Genomic DNA, 20871 nt, shown 5'->3' with positions numbered 1-20871 from the left:
CATGCGCTTCCTGTTTTACACCCACTCCGCCGTTTCCGACTGGAATCACGGCAACGCGCATTTCCAGCGCGGCATCATGCGCGAGCTCGTCGCGCGCGGACATGAGGCGGTCGCGTTGGAACCCGCCGACGGCTGGAGCCGATCGAATCTGCTCGCCGAGCAAGGCCCTTTCGCTGTCGAGCGTTTCCGCAAGGATTTCCCGGAGCTGATGGCGCTGACCTATGGCCCCGGCTTCGCGCATGAAGCCTGGCTCGCCGGCGCGGATGTCGTGATCGTCCACGAATGGACGGACAAGGATCTTGTCGCGCGCATCGGACAGGCGCGAGCCTATGGCAATTTCACGCTCCTGTTCCACGACACTCATCACCGCGCCGTATCGGCGACGCAGGCGATAGCGGCACTTCAGCTCGAGCATTATGACGGAGTGCTGGTCTTCGGCGAGGTGCTGCGCGAGAGCTATCTTCGCGCCGGCTGGGGCAAACGGGTCTTCACCTGGCATGAGGCGGCGGACGACCGGCTGTTCAAGCCGTGCCCGGATGTCGAGCCCGTCTCCGACCTCGTCTGGATCGGCAATTGGGGCGACGACGAACGCAGCGCCGAGATCGCCGAGTTCCTGATCGAGCCGGCGAGCGCTCTCGCGCTGTCGGGAACCGTGCACGGCGTGCGCTATCCGACCGACGCCCGAGCTGCGCTTGCCGAGGCAGGGCTGCGCTATGATGGCTGGATTGCCAATGCCGACGTGCCGAAGAGCTTCGCCAGGCATCGCGTCACCATGCACATCCCCCGCCGGCCTTATCGGGAGAGCCTGCCCGGCATTCCGACCATACGCATGTTCGAGGCGATGGCCTGCGGCATTCCGCTGATCTCGGCGCCATGGTCGGATGTCGAAGGACTGTTCCGTGCCGGCACGGATTTCCTGTTCGCCCGAAACGGCGCCGAGATGCGGGATCACCTTCGCGACGTGCTGAACGACAGCCAGCGTGCGGAGGCGCTGGCTGCGTCCGGCCGGGAAACCATCCTTGCGCGCCACACATGCCGGCACCGCGTCGACGAGTTGTTCGACATCCTAGCCGCATGCGGCAATCGCGAGGTCGCTGAAATCAAACCTGCAAGGGAGGCCGTTGCATGAAGATCGCCTTTTACGGATCGAGCCTTCTGTCGTCCTACTGGAACGGCGCGGCCACCTATTATCGGGGCTTGCTCAAGGCGTTGTCGAAGCGCGGCTATGACATCGTCTTCTATGAACCCGATGTCTACGATCGCCAGAAGCATCGCGATATCGAGGCGCCGGACTGGTGCAGCGTCGTCGTCTATGAGCCGACAGCGCATGCGCTGATGCAGGTCGCCTCGCGCGCCGCGCAGGCAGACGTCGTGGTCAAGGCAAGCGGCGTCGGCTTCGAGGACGAGGCGCTGCTGCATGCAGTTCTCGACAACGCTCGCCCGGATGCGCTGACCGTATTCTGGGACGTCGATGCGCCGGCGACCCTAAGCGAGCTGCGCAATCATGCCGAACACCCGCTGCATGAGGCGTTGAAGAGGATCGGCCTTGTGCTGACCTATGGCGGCGGCGATCCCGTGGTTTGGGACTATCGCGCGCTAGGCGCCGCGGAATGCGTGCCGATCTACAACGCGCTCGATCCTGAGACACATCATCCGGTCGCCGCGAATCCGCGCTTTGCCTGCGACCTGGCTTTCCTCGGCAATCGGCTGCCCGACCGCGAGGCGCGCGTCGAGGCCTTCTTCCTCGATCCGGCCCGTGTGCTTGGCAGCCAACGCTTCCTGCTCGGCGGATCCGGCTGGGGCGACAAGCCCTTGCCGGCGAACGTTTCGTGGCTCGGCCATGTCGGTACGCGCGATCACAACGCTTTCAACGTGACGCCGAAGGCGGTGCTCAACATCAGCCGCGACAGCATGGCGGCCAACGGGTTTTCGCCCGCGACACGTGTCTTCGAAGCGGCGGGCGCGGGCGCATGCCTAATCACCGATGCCTGGCTCGGCGTCGAGTTGTTCCTGACCCCAGGCGAAGAGATCCTGGTCGCACGGGACGGCGCCGACGTCGCCGAGATCGTGCGCACGCTGACCCCGAAACGGGCGAAGGCGATCGGCGCCGCAGCGCTGCGGCGCGTTCTGGCCGAGCATACCTACACGCTGAGAGCCCGGCTGGTGGACGACATCTTCAAGGCGCATTTCGAGCGCCGGGCAATGGAGGCCGCGGAATGACGAAACCGCTCGACATCGTTTTCCTCGGACTTTCGTTATCCTCATCCTGGGGCAACGGCCACGCGACGACTTTCCGGGGACTGCTGCGCGCGCTCAACGAGCTCGGCCATCGCGTCACCTTCCTCGAACGCGACGTGCCCTGGTATGCGCATCACCGGGACCTGCGCGACCCCGATTTCTGCGACTTGCGCTACTACCAGACAGTCTCCGAGCTGCCCCGCAATCACCGGCAGGAGTTGCAGCGGGCCGACGCGGTGGTGATAGGCTCCTTCGTGCCAGAAGGCAGGGCCATCATCGACGACCTCGCTTCGCTGTGCACTGGACAGTTCTGCTTTTACGACATCGACACGCCAGTGACGCTGGCGCGGGTTGCCGAGGACGATTGCGATTACCTTGCCCGCAGGCAGATCCCCTATTTCGACGTCTACTTCTCCTTCACCGGCGGACCGACGTTGCAGCGTCTCAGATCGGAGTTCGGCGCCCGCCGAACGGAGCCGCTCTACTGCTCGGTCGATCCAAAGCGGCACCATCGCACCAGAGACGCGATCGAATGGGATCTCGGCTATCTTGGAACATACAGCGCCGACCGGCAGCTCGCCCTCGAAACGCTGCTGCTGGAGCCGGCGCGGCGCCTGCCGGAGCGCCGCTTCGTCGTCGCCGGCTCGCAATATCCGTCCGATATCGCCTGGCCGGACAATGTCGAGCGGATCGAGCACCTACCGCCCGCCGAACATGCCGCCTTCTACAGCCGCCAGCGTTACACGCTGAACCTTACGCGCGCGTCGATGATCGCGGCAGGATGGTCGCCCAGCGTGCGGCTCTTCGAGGCCGCTGCCTGCGGCACACCGATCATCAGCGACCGCTGGCCCGGTCTCGATAGCTTCTTCCCGGAATCGACGATCGAGACCGCAGCCAGTGCCGGCGACGTGCAGGAAATCCTCACAGCCAAATCGGAGCGGGCCAGACTCGATATGGCCCGTTCGGCACGCGAGGCGGTGCTTGCAAGCCACACCGGCGGCGCTCGGGCGCGTGAATTCGTTCAGGCTTTGACCCAGTCTGTCCATGCGCGCGCGGCGATCGATCTGAACGTGGAAAGTGCAGCATGAAAAGCAGACAGGAGACTTTGCAGATGCGGCGATCAAGAAGGGTTCAGCAGACACAGACGGCGCTTGTCGCCGGCGGTGCCGGTTTCCTCGGTTCGCATTTATGCGAGGCCTTGCTTCACGAAGGGTATCGCGTCATATGCGTCGACAACTTTCTTACCGGCCGAATGGAGAATGTCAGCTCGCTGATCGGCCAAGCCCGGTTCCGGCTGATCGAGCAGGACGTTTGCGTCCCGCTGGAACTCGGCGAGACTGTCGACCGCGTTTTCAACCTGGCCTGCGCGGCATCGCCGCCCCGCTACCAGGCCGATCCGGTCCACACCACGCGCACCTGTGTGATCGGAACGCTCAATCTGCTCGAGCTCGCCGCAAGCAACGGCGCCCGCTTCGTGCAGGCGTCGACCAGCGAAGTCTACGGCGATCCGGAACAGCACCCACAGCGCGAGGACTATGTCGGCCACGTCAACTGCACAGGGCCGCGCGCCTGTTATGATGAAGGCAAGCGCACCGCGGAGACGCTCTGCTTCGATTATCTGCGGGCCGAGATGGCCGATATTCGCATCGCCCGCATCTTCAACACCTATGGTCCCAGAATGGACCCGGCCGACGGCCGCATCGTGTCCAACCTGGTCATGCAAGCGATCGAGAAACGACCGCTGACGATATTCGGCGACGGCCGGCAAACCCGATCATTCTGCTATGTCAGCGACATGATCGAAGGATTGCGGCGCCTTATGGATGTCGATCCCAATCCGCGACAGCCGGTCAATCTGGGCAATCCCGGCGAGTTTTCGATCCTCGAACTGGCAAGGCTGGTTCGGGAACTGACCGGCACCAAATCGCCCGTGAAATTCCTGCCCTTGCCGCAGGACGACCCGCGCCGCCGGCGGCCCGACATAGGCCGCGCAAGGGCGCTTCTCGGCTGGTCGCCCAAGGTGCCTCTCAGGCAAGGCCTGCTGCAAACCATAGCCTTTTTCTCGAGCCTCGACGACCTCGCGATAGAGCCCATCGCTCCGGTCAACAGGACTGAGGCCGGAAAAGTTCGGAACCTTCAGCTCTGAGGCGGTGGCTTCTTTCGCCGTAGCGGAACAACCGACCGGGATTGCGGTTGGACATGACAACCGTCATGGAGAAGAACTGTGCAGCCGAAGCGACCAATCAAGGACATCGACCAGATGGCGGCCGCCGAAACCGCCGCGTTCCTGCGGCGAGCCTCCATCACCTATCTCGAATGTTGCGTCAGCCTCATGATGACACATCTGCAGCGCGAGGAAGTGGCCACAATTCTGGAACAGGAAGCGGACATGCTGCGCAGGCTGGACTGATCAGGTCCTCGCGCGCTCGATAAAACGCGAAAGCCCGGTTTGGTAGCGGTCGGCGGCGCGCGTGGCTCTTACTCGCTCATCGCCGTGTGTCGACTGTCCGGCCATCGTCCATAGCCCAAGCTGGAAGGCGAGATAGCAGGGCTCCATGTAATCCACCAAAGAATGATCGACGGCACGCGACATTTGTGCCTCGATGTCTTGGATCAGCTTCGAAAGCTCGGCGTCGGAAAGCTCATATTCCACCGTCGCGCCTGCAATGTCCCACGCTATGTCCTGACAGCCGACAATGTCATGCGAGCGGCAATGGTCGACGGCGTCCGTCTTGAGCAGGGTTCCCTCCGGGCGAACCAGAAACTCCCACGGGTGCAGCCGTCCGTCGATCTCGATTCTCCGCAGGAAGGGATGTGAGGAGTGGCGGGCGAACCAACCCGTTAATGCTTCGGCCGGCCCTTCCCCCAAGGCTTCCCTGCAGTTTTGCACGGCCATGTCCGCAAGCCCATCCAGCGAGGCGCCGGCCTCTTCGGTCGGCAACGCGGCAGCGCGCCAGCCGAGATAGCGTCCAAGCCATTCGACCAGCAGGTCCCTGGCCAGCTCTGTCCGATCCAGCCTGTCCGCCTCTGTCCAACGCTCGATCAGGAAGCCGTGGCAGAGTCCGGCGGGCTGCGTTCCAAAACCGGCCCTGTGCACCGACCTAGCCGTGTGCAGCTTGTGCTGGCCGGTCCCGCCGAGACCGGCGAACTTGACCAACCAACGCTCCGTGCCCGCCAGTGCCATGAATTTTCGCCGCTCAAAGCCGGCAAACACCGGAGGCCAATGCTCCGGTGGCGTGGAAATATGCTTGCGCCATTCGCCGCCGGAAATCTCGCAGAGTTCGACATCGGCCTTGCCGAGCAGGTTCGCCACCCAGTGGCGAAGATTCGGCGCGACCCATCCATCGAAGGCCGCTTCGAAATCCGCGACGTGACGCGAGCAGTGGCTCCAAATAGCCTGCATGTCTGCCGAAGCTTGCACGCCCGGCCCGCCGCGGTGGCTCGGGAACAGATGAATGCGCTCCTGGTCGATGCCCTGCCGGCGCAGCCAGGCAACGACAGCATGAAAGGAACTGCCGGAGAGGCCCGGACCTTCATCAACGATGGCAAATTTGGCGTGAGCTCTGTCGCGCCAGCCGCCGAGGAGTTCGGGCGCGGCGCATATGTGGCGGCTAAACGGGTGCCCGATCGGCCGTACACTGACAGGAGGCGGCGCATGCAGCGCGGCGGCGACCATCGCCGCGAGGCCGAGACCGATGCCGCGGATCCCGATGACGCAGGTGTTTGCGTCGAGGCCCGACTGCAGCGCCGCAAGCAGATAGGTTTCCGGATATAGCGCATAAAGCGCGTAGCCTTCGGCCGGGCCCGTGATTATTTCGCTGCTACAATCGATGGTGGCAAGCTTCGCAAGCAGCAACGGGTCGAGCGCTCCGCTCCGGACAAATCCTTGTTGCCAGGATCGCAGCACTTCCTCCGACAACTCGACGAGAATTTCCGACCCCAGCTTCTGTGTCGACGAATTGCAATCGGCACCCCTGGTGTCGAATTCCGCATCGGCAAGGCCTTGCACAAGTTCGGAGGCGCTGACGAAAAGATGGACCACGGCGGTGTGACGTTCGATACCGGCGGGCAGATCGCCGAGTGCTGCCGCTGCGGCCAAGGCAGCTTCCCTCAGCTGTTGTGCGCTGCGCGTTCGCTTGTGGTCGCCGAAGACGATCATGCGGCTCCTATCCCGCTGTCTGGCCGCCAACGCGAAGCGGCGCCTCTTTGATCCGAGATCCGGCTCAGCAATTTTTCGCGGCGCGAAGGAACATTCGAGGTCGCTCCCGGTTCGGCGCGAGGAACTTACCTTCAGCAAAGAGGCAGCGGTTTCGTGACATCGAAGAAAGTTCGCATCGGCATCGTTGGCGTGGGCAATTGCGCGTCATCTCTTGTGCAAGGTCTCTCCTACTATCGCCACGCCAACGGCAACGAGCCGATCCCCGGGCTGATGCATGCCGACCTCGGCGGCTATCATGTCGACGACATTGAGGTCGTCTGCGCCTTCGATGTCGCGAAAAACAAGGTTGGGCGCGATGTGGCGGAAGCGATCTACACCGCGCCCAACAACACCTTCCGTTTTGCTGATGTCGCGCCGACCGGCGTCCGTGTGGAGCGCGGCCCAACACTCGACGGCATCGGCAAATATCTCCGGGACGAGATCGAAGAGTCGGATGAACCGGTCGCAGACGTAACCGGCCGGCTGCGGGGGAGCGGGGTCGAGGTGCTGATATCCTATCTTCCGGTCGGCTCCGAACAGGCGACGCGCTTCTATGCCGAATGCGCGCTTGAGGCCGGCTGCGCCTTCGTCAATTGCATTCCTGTCTTCATCGCCTCGCGGCCGGAATGGCGCCAGCGCTTCGAGGAGCGCGGTCTTCCCCTCGTCGGCGACGATATCAAGAGCCAGGTCGGCGCAACAATCGTGCACCGGCTGCTCGCCAATCTCTTCCGGGAGCGCGGCGTGCGCATCGATCGCACCTATCAGCTCAACTTCGGCGGCAACACCGACTTCCTCAACATGCTTGAGCGCGAGCGGTTGGAATCGAAAAAGATTTCCAAGACGCAATCCGTCACCAGCCAGATCGACGTCCCGCTCGAGGCCGGCAACATCCATGTCGGTCCCAGTGACCATGTCCCGTGGCTGACTGACCGCAAATGGGCCTATATACGGGTCGAAGGCACCACCTTCGGCGGCGTGCCGCTCAATGCCGAGCTCAAGCTGGAGGTCTGGGATTCGCCCAATTCCGCGGGGGTGGTCATAGACGCCGTCCGCTGCGCAAAGCTGGCCCTCGACCGTGGCATTGCCGGCGCGCTCACAGGTCCCAGCAGCTACTTCATGAAGTCGCCGCCCCAGCAGTTCACCGACGCCGAGGCGCGCCTGCGCACATTGGCCTTCATCGCCGGCGGGGACGAGCCGTTGCTCGATGCCGCCGAATGACCACGACTTTCTTTCTCATCCGCCATGCGGCTCATGATCATGTCGGGTGCTACCTGGCCGGGCGGCTCGATGGCGTTCGCCTCGGCGAGGCCGGACAGGCGCAGGCGCTGCATCTCGCGCGCCGCATGGCGCGCGAGCCGCTCGCTGCCATCTTGAGCAGTCCGCGCGAACGCACGCTGGAGACCGCGAAGCCGATCGCGATCGCCTGCGAGGTCGAGAAGATCGCGATCTGCAAAGAACTCGACGAGATCGATTTCGGCGAGTGGTCCGGCAAGACCTTCGAAGAACTGAACGGCGACGCAAGCTGGCGGCTTTGGAACGACCAGCGCCAGAGCGCCCGCACGCCGAGCGGCGAGACGATGCTGGATGTCCAACACAGGATCGTCGGCCTGATGGATGCGTTGCGCGAGAATGGGCAGGGTCAGTGCATCGCTCTTATCAGCCACGCCGACGTCATCAAGGCGGCCGTCTGCGCGATTCTCGGCCTGCAGCTCGGCGACTGCTTCCGCTTCGATATCGCGCCGGCCTCGATCACCACAGTCGTTCATGGCGACTGGGGTTCCAAGCTCATCCGCCTCAACGAACTCCCCTGACGGAGCGGCTGGCGATGCGCATGGTCATATTCGGTCTCACCGTCACGTCCTCATGGGGCAACGGCCATGCCACGCTCTGGCGCGGGCTGATAGGCGCTCTGGCCCCATTTGGCTGGTCGATCAGCTTCTTCGAGCGCGACACGCCCTATTACGCCGGTGCCAGGGACCTCGACCGGCTCGATGCTTGCAACATCATTCTCTACCCGGACTGGGAGAGTATCCGCCATGAGGCTGAGGCTGCGATACGGCAGGCCGACGTGGTGATAGTCACCTCTTATTGTCCGGACGCCGTGAGGGCCTCGCGGCTCGCCAACGAGAGCTGCCGCGGGCTGAAGGTGTTCTACGACCTCGATACACCGGTAACGCTGGCGAGAATCGAGCAAGGTGACTATCCGGCCTATTTCGAGCCGGATGGCCTGCGCGATTTCGACCTGATCCTGAGCTATACCGGAGGACCGGCGATCGATGCGCTGAAGGGTATTCTCGGCGTGCGCCATGTCCTGCCGCTATACGGACATGTCGACCCCAACCGGCACCGGCCGGCCCGGCCACGGTCCGAGTTCGCCGGCGACCTCTCCTATCTCGGAACCTATGCCGAGGACCGGCAGGCGGCCGTGGAAAGACTGCTCGTAGCTCCAGCGGCCCAACTGCCGAACCGCCGCTTCATCATCGGCGGCGCACAATATCCAGCGGACTTTCCATGGAGCGGCAATATCTTCTTCGTCAGGCACCTGCCGCCGGCGGATCACCCCGCCTTCTTTTCCTCCTCGCGCCTGACGCTGAACGTCACCCGCGAGGCGATGGCGCGCAAGGGCTGGTGCCCGTCAGGCCGGCTGTTCGAGGCAGCCGCCTGCGGCGCCGCGATCATCTCCGACGATTGGGCCGGCCTCGACAGCTTCTTCACGCCCGGCAGCGAGATTCTGTTGGCACACACCACCGGCGATGTCGTCGCCGCGCTTGGCCTGTCGGACAACGAAATCGAGGCGCTTGGCCGCCGCGCCCGTGAACGCGTCCTCGACGAGCACACGTCCGCGCACCGCGCCGCCGAACTCGATCGCGTCTTGAACGCCGCCGCGTCCATGGCAGGTGGAGCAATGGAGGAAGCCGTCTGATGTTGGGGATCGTGCCTGCCGCGGGCCGCGGCAGCCGCATTCAGCCGCTGGGTTTTTCCAAGGAGCTGCTGCCGGTCGGCAGCCGGCTGGACGGGCAGACCGAGCGCCCCTGCGCGGTGAGCGAATATCTGGTGCGGCGGATGGTCCGAAACGGCGTCGACCGCATCTGCTTCATCATCGGTTCCGGCAAGTCGGACATTCTCGAATATTATGCCGCGGGTTACGACACCGCCGCAGCAATCTTCGTCGCGCAGCCCTCCCCGATCGGACTGTGCGATGCGATCTTCCGTGCCGAGCCGCTGGTCACGCCGGAAGAAACGGTCCTGATCGGCCTGCCGGACACGATCTGGTTCCCCGAGGACGGCTTCTGCCGGCTGGCCGACGACCGGCTGTCCTTTCTGATGTTTCCGGTCGATCGCCCGGAACTCTTCGATGCCGTCGTCCTGGATCAGAGCGGACGTGTCGAGCAAATCCAGGTCAAGCAAGCTGATGCCGCAACAAACTGGGTCTGGGGCGCCTTCAAGATGCCTGGCCGTATCTTCCACCAGCTCGCGGCACTGTGGCGCCAGCGCGACGGCTTCGACGAGTATTTCGGCACGCTGATCAACGCCTATCTCGCAGCCGGAGGCGAGGCTTACGGCGTCAAGGCCGGAACGGCCTATGTCGACGTCGGCACTTTCGATGGATATCGCACGGCGCTCAGGCTGCTCGAAAGCAACGATGTCGTTGAAGATGAGACCCCGCCGATGTTCGCATCGCAAGATCTCTCAACGGTGCCAACCCTTCCAGGCGAAGGAGCTTAGCCATGCTGCATTCCAGCACGGAAATACGCCGCCGCATCGACGCACTGGGACCGTGGTTCCACAATATGGAGCTTGCGGGCGTGGAAACCGCGCCGGATCATTTCCTCGGCAATTATCCCCTGATCAAATGGCGCAAATTCGCGGATGCCATTCCGACTGACCTTTCGGGCATGTCCGTGCTCGATATCGGCTGCAACGCCGGCTTCTATTCGATCGAGATGAAGAAGCGCGGCGCCGATCGCGTGCTCGGCATCGATTTCGACCAGGCCTACCTCGCCCAGGCGCGCTTCGCCGCCGAGATCGCCGACTGCGATATCGAATTCCGGGAAATGTCCGTCTACGACGTCGGGGCGCTTGGCGAGCGCTTCGACATCGTGCTGTTCATGGGTGTGCTCTACCACCTGCGCCATCCGCTGCTGGCGCTCGACCTGATCCGTGCGCATGTCGCAGGCGACCTGATGATCTTCCAGTCGATGCAGAGGGGCAGCGGGGAAGTCCTGCCGCTCGAACAGAACTACCATTTCTGGACACGCGACCTCTTCGATCGACCTGAATTTCCGAAACTGCACTTCATCGAGCATCGCTATGCGGACGACCCGACCAACTGGTGGATTCCAAACCGCGCCTGCACCGAAGCGATGCTGCGCAGCGCCGGCTTCGAAATCGTGCTGCACCCTGAGGACGAGGTCTATTTCTGCCGTGCGGCGGGCAATCCGGCCGACGGCGCCGCCGTCTATCCCGCGAAAGGAGAGGCCGATGATTGAAGCCGCGATGATCTGGAACGAGCCCAACAACAAATCGCATTGGGATCCCGAGCTCGATCCGGACTGGAGCCGTTTTGCCTCGATGGCAATCCTGGCCGCCGATGCGATCGACCGGGAAAACCCGGCCGTCACGAAGGTGCTGGGCGGTATTTCGCCGATCGATGCCGGCTTCATGACACGCATGAAGGATTTCGGCGTGCTCGACCATGTCGACGCCGTCGCGGTGCATGGCTTCCCGCTCGACTGGAATCTCTGGCAAATCGACGAATGGCCGCAGAAGCTCGGCGAGATCGCCGCCATCACCGATCTGCCGATCTGGGTCAGCGAAGTCGGCGTGTCGACCTTCGGCGCCGAGGAGATCCAGCTCTGGGGCCTGCGCCGCACGGCCGAGTTGCTGCTTGGCATCGCGCCGCGGGTGCAGTGGTACAGCCTCTATGACCTGCCGCGTTCGTGGGAGGCGACGACGCGCCATCGCGAGGCGGAAGGCTCGTCCTATTACAGGCACTTCTACATGGGCCTGCTGCGCGAGGACGGCACGCCTAAGCCGGCGCTTGAGGAGTTCGTGCGCCACACCCCGCAAATGGGCCTGGTACAGTGGTTCCATTTCGAGGACCATCGGCTGGATGATGCCGTTGCCTGGATGCACCGACTGGGCGTGACGCACCTGCGCACTGGCCTGTCCTGGGCGGACAGCTTCCGGCCGAACGCGCTGGACTGGTTCGATCGCCAGATGGAAGCGCTCGCCGACTTCAACGTCACGGTGACCTTCTGCTTCACGCCCGAGCACCGCGGTCTCCAGCCCCACCACACAAGTCCGCCGCAGGTGCCCGAGGAATTCGCCGAATTCTGCGCCGCGATGATCCGCCGCTACGCTCCTGCGATCAGCGACGACATGACACGAACGCGGCGCGTGTCGGCGGCATGGTGAATTCCGGCTCGATCGGCGATGACACTGACTGTCCTCAACGTCGCCTACCCCCTCGCGCCTGTCGGGCCGGATGCGGTCGGCGGCGCCGAGCAGGTGCTGTCGGCGCTGGACCGGGCGCTGGTTGAGAAAGGCCACCGGTCGGTTGTCGTCGCCTGCCATGGGTCAAAGACGGCCGGCGTCCTGGTGGAAACACCGGCCGAAGCAGGCGTGCTCGATAAGGCGGCGAAGGACCGGGCCCAGCAGGCGCATCGCGACGCGATCGCGGCCGCCCGGGCGCGCTGGCCTATCGACGTCGTTCACCTCCACGGTATCGACTTCGACGCCTATCTGCCCACCGACGGCCCAACCCTGGTGACGTTGCACCTGCCGCTGGGCTGGTATCCCTCCGAAGTGCTTGCGCCGTCGCGCGAGGAGCTGTGGCTGCACGCGGTCTCAGAGGCGCAGCACAGGACGGCGCCGGCAGGGTCGAGACTCGCGAAGCCTATTCCGAACGGCGTCGATATCGATGCGCTGAACGAGCCCCGGGTGCGGCGCGATTTCGCTTTGGTGCTCAGCCGCATCTGCCCCGAAAAGGGCATCCATCTCGCAATCGAGGCAGCCAAGCGCGCCGGCACTCCCCTGGCGATCGCCGGCCAAGTCTATCCCTACGAGACCCATTTGCGCTATTTCGCCGACGAGGTCCGTCCTCGCCTCGATCGGCAGCGGCGTTTTCTCGGGCCGCTGGGGTTTCGCGCCAAACGGCGGCTGCTGAACGCCGCCCGCTGCCTGGTCGTCCCCAGCCTTGCCGCCGAAACAAGCTCGCTTGTCGCAATGGAGGCGCTTGCCTGCGGCACGCCGGTCGTCGCTTTCCCGAATGGCGCCCTTCCCGACGTCGTCCAGCATGGCAGAACCGGATTTCTGGTCAATGACGTCGAGGAGATGGCTAAGGCCATCGTCCATTCTGGAGCGCTGGACCATGAGACCTGCCGGGCCGAGGCGCGCCGCCGCTTCTCGCTTGAGCGCATGGTCACATCCTACATGGATGCTTACGAAGCGCTGGCGAAGCTTGGCACCCGCCGCGCCTTGCTGGGGACCGCCTGATGGGCGGTCTGCGCACCGAGATCATTCGCGATCCCGGGACGTTCGAGGACCTTGAGCCGTGCTGGTGGCAGCTCTGGGGACGGAGCATCTCGGCCACGCCGTTCCAGTCTCCTGCCTGGCTCATCCCCTGGTGGCGTACATTCGCGCCAGGCGATCTCACCGCAATTGCCGTGTGGAGCGGAGACGAACTCGCCGGACTGGCGCCGCTCTATATCGAAAGGCATGATGGCGGTCAGCGCATGCTCCCCATCGGAATTTCGCTGAGCGACTATCTCGACATTTTGTGCACGCCGGAACTGGAGGCGGAGACTGAGGCCGCCATAGCCGAAGCGGCGCTGTCGCTGGAATGGTCGCAGTGGATCCTGCCCGATCTCTCGGCCGACGCCATATCGCTGAGCCTTGAGCTGCCGAATGCCGAAGAGCGCCGATCGATGGCGCACGCGGCCTGTCCTGTGCTGTTGCTCGACGGCGATCGGACTCTGGCCCGCTCGGTTCCGGCGAGACGGAGGCGTCAGTTGCGCCGCGCCGAGAGAGCTGCCCGGCGAAGAGGAGCCGTCATTGTCAGCCGCGGCGAATCCGATCCGCAGACATTTCTCGACAGGCTCATCCGACTGCATGGCGCGCGCTGGACCCGCCATGGCGGTGGCGTCCTGTCCGACACGGCTGTGGAATTTCATCGCCGGGCCCTGCCGCGGCTTGCCGATAACGGCATGGCGCGATGCTTGACGATCCAGATCGACGATGCCGTCGTCGGCGCCTATTACGGTTTTCATCACCGCGACCGGGCCTATGCCTATCTTGGCGGTTTCGATCCGGCCTATGCCGACGAAAGCCCCGGCGCGATTCTGATCGGGCATGCCATCACCGGAGCCGCCAGCGAGGGCGCGCTGGAGTTCGATTTCCTGCGCGGCAGGGAAGGTTACAAATATGGCTGGGGCGCGAAGGACCGCTGGACGGCGCAGAAGGTGTGGACCAGGAGCGCGTCGCCGTGAACGTCGCGAGCCAACCCGGTGCGATTGCCAGGCGCTTGCTCGAGGATTGCATGACGGACGGCCTTTCCGTCGACAACGCGCTGGCCAGATTGGCCGTTTATACCGACAAGACGACCAGCGTGGCGCAATTGGCGGATATCGCGCTGGACATGCGTCCAAGCCATGCTCCCCGGCGATGCTGGCTGGAGGAGGTCGCCACGATGCTTCGTGGCAAGGCGGACGCCTTCGACAAGGTCCGCAGAGCGGCTGCCTGCGTGTCGCATGACTGGCCGGATAGCGAACCGACCGCCATGACCGTCAAACGGCTGGCCGGCAGCTTCGATCGGGCGGCCGCCATATCTCCCGCGGCCAGCGTCCAGTTGTCCTCGCTTGGCGACGAGCACAGGCTGTCGACCACCACCGCCGAGATTGTCGCATGGCTGGAACAGCAGGGTTTCCTTGGTGCCCATAAGCACATACTCGACATCGGCTGCGGCATCGGGCGTCTCGAACATGCGCTCGGCACCCACGCAGGATATGTCATCGGCATCGATATTTCGTCGCGGATGATCGAGATCGCGCGCCGGCGATGCGCCGGCCTTGCCAATGTGGAATTTCACCTGACCTCAGGCCTTGATCTCGGTGATTTCGCCGATGCAAGCTTTGACGGCGTGCTGGCCCTGGACAGTTTTCCTTACCTGGTGCTCGCCGGGATTGCCGAGCGGCATTTCATCGAGATCGCGCGCGTGCTGCGGCGGGGAGGAATGGCAGCGATCCTCAACTATTCCTATCGGACATCGCCGGGTATCGATTCCGGCGACATCAGCCGTCTTTCTCATGCATGCGGCATGGACCTCGTGGTCGACGGCGAAATGCCGTTCGGCAGTTGGGACGGCATGGTCTTTCTTGTCCGTCGTGACGGCGGAACATAACGCACCGGCGGCAGTTCGGTCACCGAACAGTTCCAGGCCAGCAGAACAGGGAGAAGCAGATGGCATCCGGCGGTAAGAAACAGATGGGCCGCGGCAGCCAGGGCAAGGGTTCCGGAACCGGAGCCAAGACGACGCTTGCAAAGGACATGGTCGGCGAGAACGACGTGCTGTCCAACCGGGACAAGAAGCAGCACACCGAGCAACGAGGTCTGGACGGCAACCGGATCAAATCCGATCAGTATCAGGATCACGCTGCGAACCGCCTTCCCAAGGATTGAGCTGATGTTTCCAGATCACCTCTTGCCGCAAAATCCGGGGACAACGGACCGGAAACCCCACAGCCTGCGGCAAGCGCCTTGCATAGGCCGGTCGGCTATGCCTCTGTGAGATTTGAAGGGGCCTCTGTTTGTTAAGAGAATGCCATGTCTCACAGGAGTCAGCGCGACCTTTGCGCCCAGGTAATCCAGAGCTTGGACCAGGAGATCGCATCGCTGCTGAACGCTATCGAGCGGGAGGAGGTCCCTGACCGGCTGACAAGGCTTGCACTCGAACTGCAGAACGCTCTGATCGAAAAGCGCAAAGGCGACATAACGGGTGAGCGCGGTTGAAGATGTCACCAGCAAGGATGCAGCATTCCTTGGAGTCGGGAAGGCGTCGATATCGCCCGCTGTCGCGTGATCGGTGGAACCTTAACATAAGTTAGTCGTTGTAGCCGATTGGGGATCATCCCGATGGCTGGCAGAACTCCGGAAGTGGACGAACTCGTTCGGCGTCTGGTCGCGCAGACGGGCATCACCGAAGCGCAAGCGCTCGAACTTGTTTCTCTGCTCGGCCTGAATTGGGCCTCGTTGATGAGAGAGGCCAAAGTCATGACAGCAGCCCAGCGCCGGTAGGATTTGGCTGGGCTTAGCGCCTTGCGCCCTCTGTATCCCAATGATCGTCCGAAAGTTGACGTCGTGGCTCGATCAGCGCCTGCGGCGAGCTTTCTCCGAGGAATTCCAGAACGCCGGCACGGGCGCGGTTGAGGCGGCTTTTGACGGTGCCGACAGCGCAACCGCATATTTGCGCGGTTTCTTCGTAGCTTACGCCCAGTACGCCGATCAGCATCAAGACCTCACGCTGATGGGACGGCAGCTTCTGGATGGCTTGATGCACTTCCCTGCTTTGCACGGACCAATCCTGGGACGGTTCCGAAATCGGCCGGCTGGAGGCGCAGTCGAGCAGCCCGGGGGCCTCCCTGGCCGCCGCTTTGACACGCGTGTAGTGCGTGTTGCGCATGATGGTGAAGAGCCAGGACTTCAGGCGCGTGCCGGGCTCGAATTTGTCCAGGTTGGAGAGCCCTTTGGTCAACGTTTCCTGCACAAGATCGTCGGCATCGTCAGGCACGCGACAGAAGGTTCGCGCAAAAGCCCGCAGGGCAGGAATGAGGTTGACGATGGAGATCTCCTCGGTGCTGGGGTTCGGCAGATTATGCTCTCTGAATGACAATGTTCCGGCCCCAGCAAGTAGGAATTACGCAGTGCAGACTAGGGAGAATGTTTGAGAAATCGGAACGTTCCTGTTTTCCATCGCTCGGCCAAACTTTTGGTGAGGTGGCGTGATCGAAGGGAGCGGCAACATTCAACGGGCCGCCTCGATCTTCGGTTCCTCGATATACCAAGGCATGGAAATGATCACGATGTCCGATCCGCCGAACTCGAGCAGTTTGGCGTGCAATCGGCGAGCGCGCTGCGTATGCAGCATATATTGCCACCAATTGGGCGGCACGACCTCTGGGAGCAGCACCGCAATGGTGCGGCCGTCGAACTCGCCGCGCAACGCCTTGATCTCCTTCAATAACGGCTCGTACATCAGCCGGTAGTCGGCATTGAGGAGAAGCAGGCGCGGCGGGCGCAGGCCAGCCGCCTTCGCCGGCGCTTCCACATCCTGCGACCACCTCCCGCGAATTGCGCGCTCTTCGTCGCTCTCTTCACCCGACAGCCGCGCCACATGGACGGCGATGACATCTTCGGACAGGTGAAAGGCAAAGCTGAGCGCCTTGTCCGCCATCCTGTTCCATTGCTGGGTCACGACAAGAACGACAGGGGGCTCGGTGCTGCTCAAATCGACTTTCCCGGGCTCGCGCAGACTTGCCTCGAGCTGGTCGTAATAGCGCCTCACCAGCCGCAGCAGGAGGATCACAACCGGGATGACGATCACCGTGATCCAGGCGCCTTCCCTGAATTTGGCGACGACAATCACGATGAGCGCCAGCGCGGTGACTATGCCGCCGAACGCGTTGATCGCCAGATGCATCCGGTTGCCCGTCCGGTTCGTGTCCTTGGTTGTGCGAAGCGCCCTTACCCAGTGCATCACCATCCCAGTCTGCGACAGCGTGAAGGTCAGAAAGGCGCCGATGGCGAAAAGCGGGATCAGATGGTCGGTGATGCCGCCGAACACGACCAGCAGCAGTCCCGTCGACGAGGCGAGGTAAAGGATGCCGATGGAGAAAACGAGCCGGCGGCCAACCATGGCGAAGGGCTTGGGAAGATATCCGTCTTCCGCCACCATGCGGCAAAGGCGGGGGAAATCGACGAAGCTTGTATTGGCCGAAAGCGCCAGCACGCAAAGCAGGCTACCGATGGCGACATAGTAGAAGACCCCGTCGCCAACGACGGCATGCGCAAGCTGCGACAGCACGCTCTGATAGCCGTCCTTCTCCTGATCCATCGCACCGATGCGGTAGCGTGCCGACAGGAAGGCAATGCCGCCGAGCAGCAGTCCAAGGAGCAGACAGATCGCCGCCAGCGTGCGCCGGCCGTGCCTGACGGGCGGATCCTTGAATGCAGTCATGCCGTTGCTGACCGCCTCTACGCCGGTCATCGCCGTACAGCCGCTGGCAAAGGCGTGCATCAAGAGGAGCAGGCTTACCGTTTCGGACGGCTGCTGCAGGGGCGGCGGTGGAATTGCGGGCACCGGCTGACCGCCGGAGGCAAGCGTCTTCGAGACGCCGATCGCCAGGATCGCCAGGAAGCTGGCAACGAACAGATAGGTCGGCAAGGCAAACAACCGGCCGGCATCGAGCGTGCCGCGCAGGTTGACGACGGTTACCAAAAGCAGGATCCCGAGGCAGATCCAAAGCGTGTAGGCATGCAGCGAAGGCAGCGCCGACACCAGCGCGCCGACGCCGGCAGAGATGGCTACGGCGACATTGAGCACGTAGTCGACCATCAGCGCGGCGGCGGCAAGCAGGTTGGCATTGCGGCCAAGATTTTCGCGCGAGACGATATAAGCGCCGCCATTGCCGGGGTAAGCGGCGATGGTCTGGCGGTAGGAAAGATAAAGGACCGCGAGCAAACCGACTATGGCGCCCATGATCGGACCGATATAGCCGAGACCCGCCGCGCCGAGCGGGATCAGGATCGTGAGCGCCGCTTCTGGCCCATAGGCCGACGAACCCAGCCCATCGAGGCCCATTGCCGGCACGCCCTCGAACACGCCGATCTTGCGTTGCGACTGTTCCTGATTTGCCAGGCGCCGGCCGAGAATCCAGCCCAGTATCGACATGTCGTTGTCCCGAGAAACTTCTCCCGAATAGCGCGGGGAGAAGAATGTTCCTCGACTGCGCCTTCCGATTCTGAGGGCAGGCGTGAATGGGCCGGTCGCTAGGAATCACCGGCCGCGAGCGGATCTCGTGGCGCTATGGGCGGTCGCGCAGCGCGAGCGCTCGGATTGCTTGTCTGCTTGGTTTCAGCGACTGTGGCATCAAGTGCGGCCACGCACTTCAATGCCAGCCGGGCAGCTCCCTCAGCTACATTCGCTCGGACTTGCGAAGCGCATGAACATGAACGTCGTTGTTGACGATCTGCGCGCCCATTCATTTCTTCTTGAATTCAAACAGCTCAACCAGATTGCCCGACGGATCTTCCAGAAGTCTGGCGCGACCAGCTCCCGCCTCGCTGATTTCTCCTTTGAATTTGACGCCTGCATCGTTCAACCGGCCGACGACGACATCTATGTCCTTCGTGACGATCATAAATCGGTTCCACCCGCCAGGTTCTGGTTTGCCGCCAGCAGTTCCTCCACTGCCTGCCCCCGGAGCGCTAAGGTAAAGCGTGAGATCATCGCGAATGAGCGCTGCGAACTTGCCAGGATTGTGCATCTCAACCTCGAACTCGAGGTTATCGCGATAAAACGCGACCGAACTGTCAACGTCTGTCACAATGTATCGGACGGATGCCATGGCCCGTGCTCCTTTCACCATAGAAAGTGAACTGGCCGATGGGAATGTGGTTCCTTGGCATTGGCGGTCAACAGTCTGCCAGTCGGCTGATGAGGACACGACCTGGGCTTCTACCGCCTGCGGAGCAGCGTCGCTCGATTTTTATCTGTCGCTGGTCTCCGATCGCTTATACATCCTCCTATCCCATGCCTACTTCATGGCGATCCCCTTCACTCCCACTCGATCGTCCCCGGCGGTTTCGACGTCACGTCATACACCACCCGGTTGATGCCGCGCACCTCGTTGATGATGCGGGTGGCTGCGGAGGCGAGGAAGTTCATGTCGTAGTGATAGAAATCGGCCGTCATGCCGTCGACGGAGGTGACGGCGCGCAGCGCGCAGACGAATTCGTAGGTCCGGCCGTCACCCATAACGCCCACCGTCTGCACCGGCAGCAGCACGGCGAAGGCCTGCCAGATGGCGTCGTAGAGGCCGGCTTTGCGGATCTCGTCGAGATAGATGGCGTCGGCCTCGCGCAGGATCTCCAGTTTTTCGCGCGTGATGCCGCCCGGGCAACGGATAGCAAGGCCTGGACCGGGGAAAGGATGGCGGCCGATGAAGCTTTCGGGGAGGCCGAGCTCCTTGCCGAGCGCCCTCACCTCGTCCTTGAACAATTCGCGCAGCGGCTCGACCAGCTTCATGTTCATGCGCTCGGGCAGGCCGCCGACATTGTGGTGCGATTTGATCGTCACCGACGGACCGCCGGAGAAGGAGACGCTTTCGATGACATCGGGATAAAGCGTGCCCTGGGCCAGGAAATCGGCGCCGCCGAGTTTCTTCGCCTCTTCCTCGAACACTTCGATGAACAAGCGGCCGATGGTCTTGCGCTTCTTTTCGGGGTCGGCCTCGCCTTCCAGCGCCGAGATGAAACGGTCGGACGCGTCCACCAGGATCAGCGGCAGATTGTAATGCTGGCGGAACATTTCCACGACGCCCTTGGCCTCGTCCTTGCGCATCAAACCGTGGTCGACGAGAATGCAGGTCAGCTGATCGCCGACCGCCTCGTGGATGAGAAGCGCCGCGACGGAGGAGTCGACGCCGCCCGAAAGCGCGCAGATGACCTTGCCCTTGCCGACCTGCTTGCGGATCGTCTCGACTGCGTGCTCGCGGTAGGCGCGCATCGTCCAGTCGCCTTCGATGCCGGCGATGTTGTGGACGAAGTTCCGGAGTAGCCTGGCGCCGTCCGGCGTGTGCACCACTTCCGGGTGGAACATGATGCCGTACATCTCGCGCTCGATATCGCCGAAGATGGCGAAGGGCGAGCTTTCCGACTTTCCGAGCACCTTGAAGCCCGGCGGCAACTCGATGACCCGGTCGCCGTGACTCATCCACACCTGGTGGCGCTGGCCAGGCGCCCACAGGCCTTCGAACAGCGGGCTCTCCTTCTCGATCTCGACGAAGGCACGGCCGAACTCGCGGTGGTTTGAGCTTTCGGCGACGCCGCCCATCTGCACGCAGAGCGCCATCTGGCCGTAGCAGATGCCGAGCACCGGCACGCCGGCGTCGAAGACGATCTGCGGCGCACGCGGGCTGCCGATATCGGTGGTCGAGGCCGGGCCGCCCGACAGGATCACCGCTTTCGGCTTGATGCGCTTGAAGGCCGATTCGGCCGATTGGAACGGCACGATCTCGGAAAAGACGCCGGCCTCGCGGATACGGCGGGCTATGAGTTGCGTGAACTGGCTGCCGAAATCGACAATCAGAACGGTGTCGGGATGATTGGCTGTCGTCGTCATGGCGAGCCTTTAGAGAAAGAAACGAGTCGGCGCAATG

Annotated in this window: 22 protein-coding genes; 17 read left to right on the top strand and 5 right to left on the bottom strand. The window is 63.1% G+C overall.

Annotated features, from left to right (window positions below; genetic code table 11):
* The first annotated feature begins 1 nt into the window (after position 1).
* The 5 genes from LB520_RS18995 (at position 2) to LB520_RS18975 (ending at position 4648) form a co-directional block, all read left to right on the top strand.
* Positions 2-1129 (top strand): glycosyltransferase, encoded by a 1128-nt coding sequence (locus LB520_RS18995; RefSeq protein ID WP_224638475.1) that lies wholly within the window; start codon positions 2-4, stop codon positions 1127-1129.
* Positions 1126-2220 (top strand): glycosyltransferase, encoded by a 1095-nt coding sequence (locus tag LB520_RS18990; protein WP_224638474.1) that lies wholly within the window; start codon positions 1126-1128, stop codon positions 2218-2220. Before LB520_RS18995 ends, LB520_RS18990 begins: the two co-directional genes overlap by 4 nt.
* Entirely contained in the window at positions 2217-3326 is a 1110-nt protein-coding gene (locus tag LB520_RS18985) for a glycosyltransferase (RefSeq protein WP_224544255.1), read from the top strand. The genes LB520_RS18990 and LB520_RS18985 overlap by 4 nt, the downstream gene beginning before the upstream one ends.
* Positions 3323-4384 (top strand): UDP-glucuronic acid decarboxylase family protein, encoded by a 1062-nt coding sequence (locus tag LB520_RS18980; RefSeq protein ID WP_411969905.1) that lies wholly within the window; start codon positions 3323-3325, stop codon positions 4382-4384. The genes LB520_RS18985 and LB520_RS18980 overlap by 4 nt, the downstream gene beginning before the upstream one ends.
* Before the next feature lie 114 nt (positions 4385-4498).
* The gene (locus tag LB520_RS18975) at positions 4499-4648 is read left to right on the top strand and encodes a hypothetical protein (protein ID WP_224544254.1); all 150 of its coding nucleotides are present in this window, start codon (positions 4499-4501) and stop codon (positions 4646-4648) included.
* On the opposite strand, the gene LB520_RS18970 is transcribed toward LB520_RS18975, so the two are convergent.
* Entirely contained in the window at positions 4649-6397 is a 1749-nt protein-coding gene (locus LB520_RS18970; protein ID WP_224638473.1) for a hypothetical protein, read from the bottom strand. It lies immediately after the preceding gene.
* Positions 6398-6550: 153 nt separating this feature from the next.
* On the opposite strand from LB520_RS18970, the gene LB520_RS18965 reads away from it, so the two are divergent.
* The 12 genes from LB520_RS18965 (at position 6551) to LB520_RS18910 (ending at position 15730) form a co-directional block, all read left to right on the top strand.
* On the top strand, positions 6551-7654 hold the full coding sequence (locus tag LB520_RS18965) for an inositol-3-phosphate synthase (protein WP_140844510.1): 1104 nt from the start codon (positions 6551-6553) through the stop codon (positions 7652-7654).
* Positions 7651-8247, top strand: a complete 597-nt coding sequence (locus tag LB520_RS18960) for a histidine phosphatase family protein (protein WP_140844516.1) — start codon at positions 7651-7653, stop codon at positions 8245-8247. Before LB520_RS18965 ends, LB520_RS18960 begins: the two co-directional genes overlap by 4 nt.
* A 14-nt stretch (positions 8248-8261) precedes the next feature.
* A complete protein-coding gene (locus LB520_RS18955; protein WP_224638472.1) occupies positions 8262-9359 on the top strand; it encodes a glycosyltransferase in 1098 nt (365 codons plus the stop codon).
* Positions 9359-10162 (top strand): nucleotidyltransferase family protein, encoded by an 804-nt coding sequence (locus LB520_RS18950; protein ID WP_095768876.1) that lies wholly within the window; start codon positions 9359-9361, stop codon positions 10160-10162. Before LB520_RS18955 ends, LB520_RS18950 begins: the two co-directional genes overlap by 1 nt.
* 2 nt (positions 10163-10164) lie before the next feature.
* Positions 10165-10926, top strand: coding sequence for a TIGR04290 family methyltransferase (locus tag LB520_RS18945; RefSeq protein WP_224638471.1), 762 nt, complete (start codon positions 10165-10167; stop codon positions 10924-10926).
* Complete coding sequence (locus LB520_RS18940; protein ID WP_224629499.1) at positions 10919-11854, top strand: beta-xylosidase; 936 nt, start codon at positions 10919-10921, stop codon at positions 11852-11854. The genes LB520_RS18945 and LB520_RS18940 overlap by 8 nt, the downstream gene beginning before the upstream one ends.
* An 18-nt stretch (positions 11855-11872) precedes the next feature.
* Positions 11873-12934 carry a glycosyltransferase family 4 protein gene (locus LB520_RS18935; RefSeq protein WP_224638470.1) on the top strand — a complete coding sequence of 354 codons (1062 nt, stop codon included), beginning with the start codon at positions 11873-11875 and terminating at the stop codon, positions 12932-12934.
* Positions 12934-13926: a GNAT family N-acetyltransferase gene (locus LB520_RS18930; protein WP_224638469.1), complete on the top strand. Its 993-nt coding sequence runs from the start codon at positions 12934-12936 to the stop codon at positions 13924-13926. The genes LB520_RS18935 and LB520_RS18930 overlap by 1 nt, the downstream gene beginning before the upstream one ends.
* 50 nt (positions 13927-13976) lie before the next feature.
* Positions 13977-14837 (top strand): class I SAM-dependent methyltransferase, encoded by an 861-nt coding sequence (locus LB520_RS18925; RefSeq protein ID WP_224638468.1) that lies wholly within the window; start codon positions 13977-13979, stop codon positions 14835-14837.
* A gap of 59 nt (positions 14838-14896) precedes the next feature.
* Positions 14897-15115, top strand: a complete 219-nt coding sequence (locus LB520_RS18920) for a hypothetical protein (RefSeq protein WP_095768881.1) — start codon at positions 14897-14899, stop codon at positions 15113-15115.
* 192 nt (positions 15116-15307) lie between these two features.
* Complete coding sequence (locus LB520_RS18915) at positions 15308-15445, top strand: hypothetical protein (RefSeq protein ID WP_224629510.1); 138 nt, start codon at positions 15308-15310, stop codon at positions 15443-15445.
* 123 nt (positions 15446-15568) lie between these two features.
* A complete protein-coding gene (locus tag LB520_RS18910; protein WP_176477115.1) occupies positions 15569-15730 on the top strand; it encodes a hypothetical protein in 162 nt (53 codons plus the stop codon).
* A 13-nt stretch (positions 15731-15743) separates the two neighbouring features.
* Here the strand turns inward: LB520_RS18910 and LB520_RS18905 are convergent, their stop codons facing one another.
* From LB520_RS18905 to guaA, 4 genes are all read right to left on the bottom strand, one after another.
* Positions 15744-16304 (bottom strand): sigma-70 family RNA polymerase sigma factor, encoded by a 561-nt coding sequence (locus tag LB520_RS18905; protein WP_224629563.1) that lies wholly within the window; start codon positions 16302-16304, stop codon positions 15744-15746.
* A 153-nt stretch (positions 16305-16457) separates the two neighbouring features.
* Positions 16458-18383 (bottom strand): APC family permease, encoded by a 1926-nt coding sequence (locus LB520_RS18900; RefSeq protein ID WP_224638467.1) that lies wholly within the window; start codon positions 18381-18383, stop codon positions 16458-16460.
* Between the two features lie 310 nt (positions 18384-18693).
* Entirely contained in the window at positions 18694-19059 is a 366-nt protein-coding gene (locus LB520_RS18895; RefSeq protein ID WP_224638466.1) for a VOC family protein, read from the bottom strand.
* Between the two features lie 209 nt (positions 19060-19268).
* Positions 19269-20834 (bottom strand): glutamine-hydrolyzing GMP synthase, encoded by a 1566-nt coding sequence (guaA, locus tag LB520_RS18890; RefSeq protein ID WP_224638465.1) that lies wholly within the window; start codon positions 20832-20834, stop codon positions 19269-19271.
* Positions 20835-20871: the final 37 nt, after the last annotated feature.

The sequence above is a fragment of the Mesorhizobium sp. CA12 genome, from assembly GCF_020165255.1.
GTDB lineage: Bacteria > Pseudomonadota > Alphaproteobacteria > Rhizobiales > Rhizobiaceae > Mesorhizobium.
The sequence above is the reverse complement of the archived record's forward strand: the minus strand, read 5'-3'. Positions and strand labels throughout refer to the sequence as shown.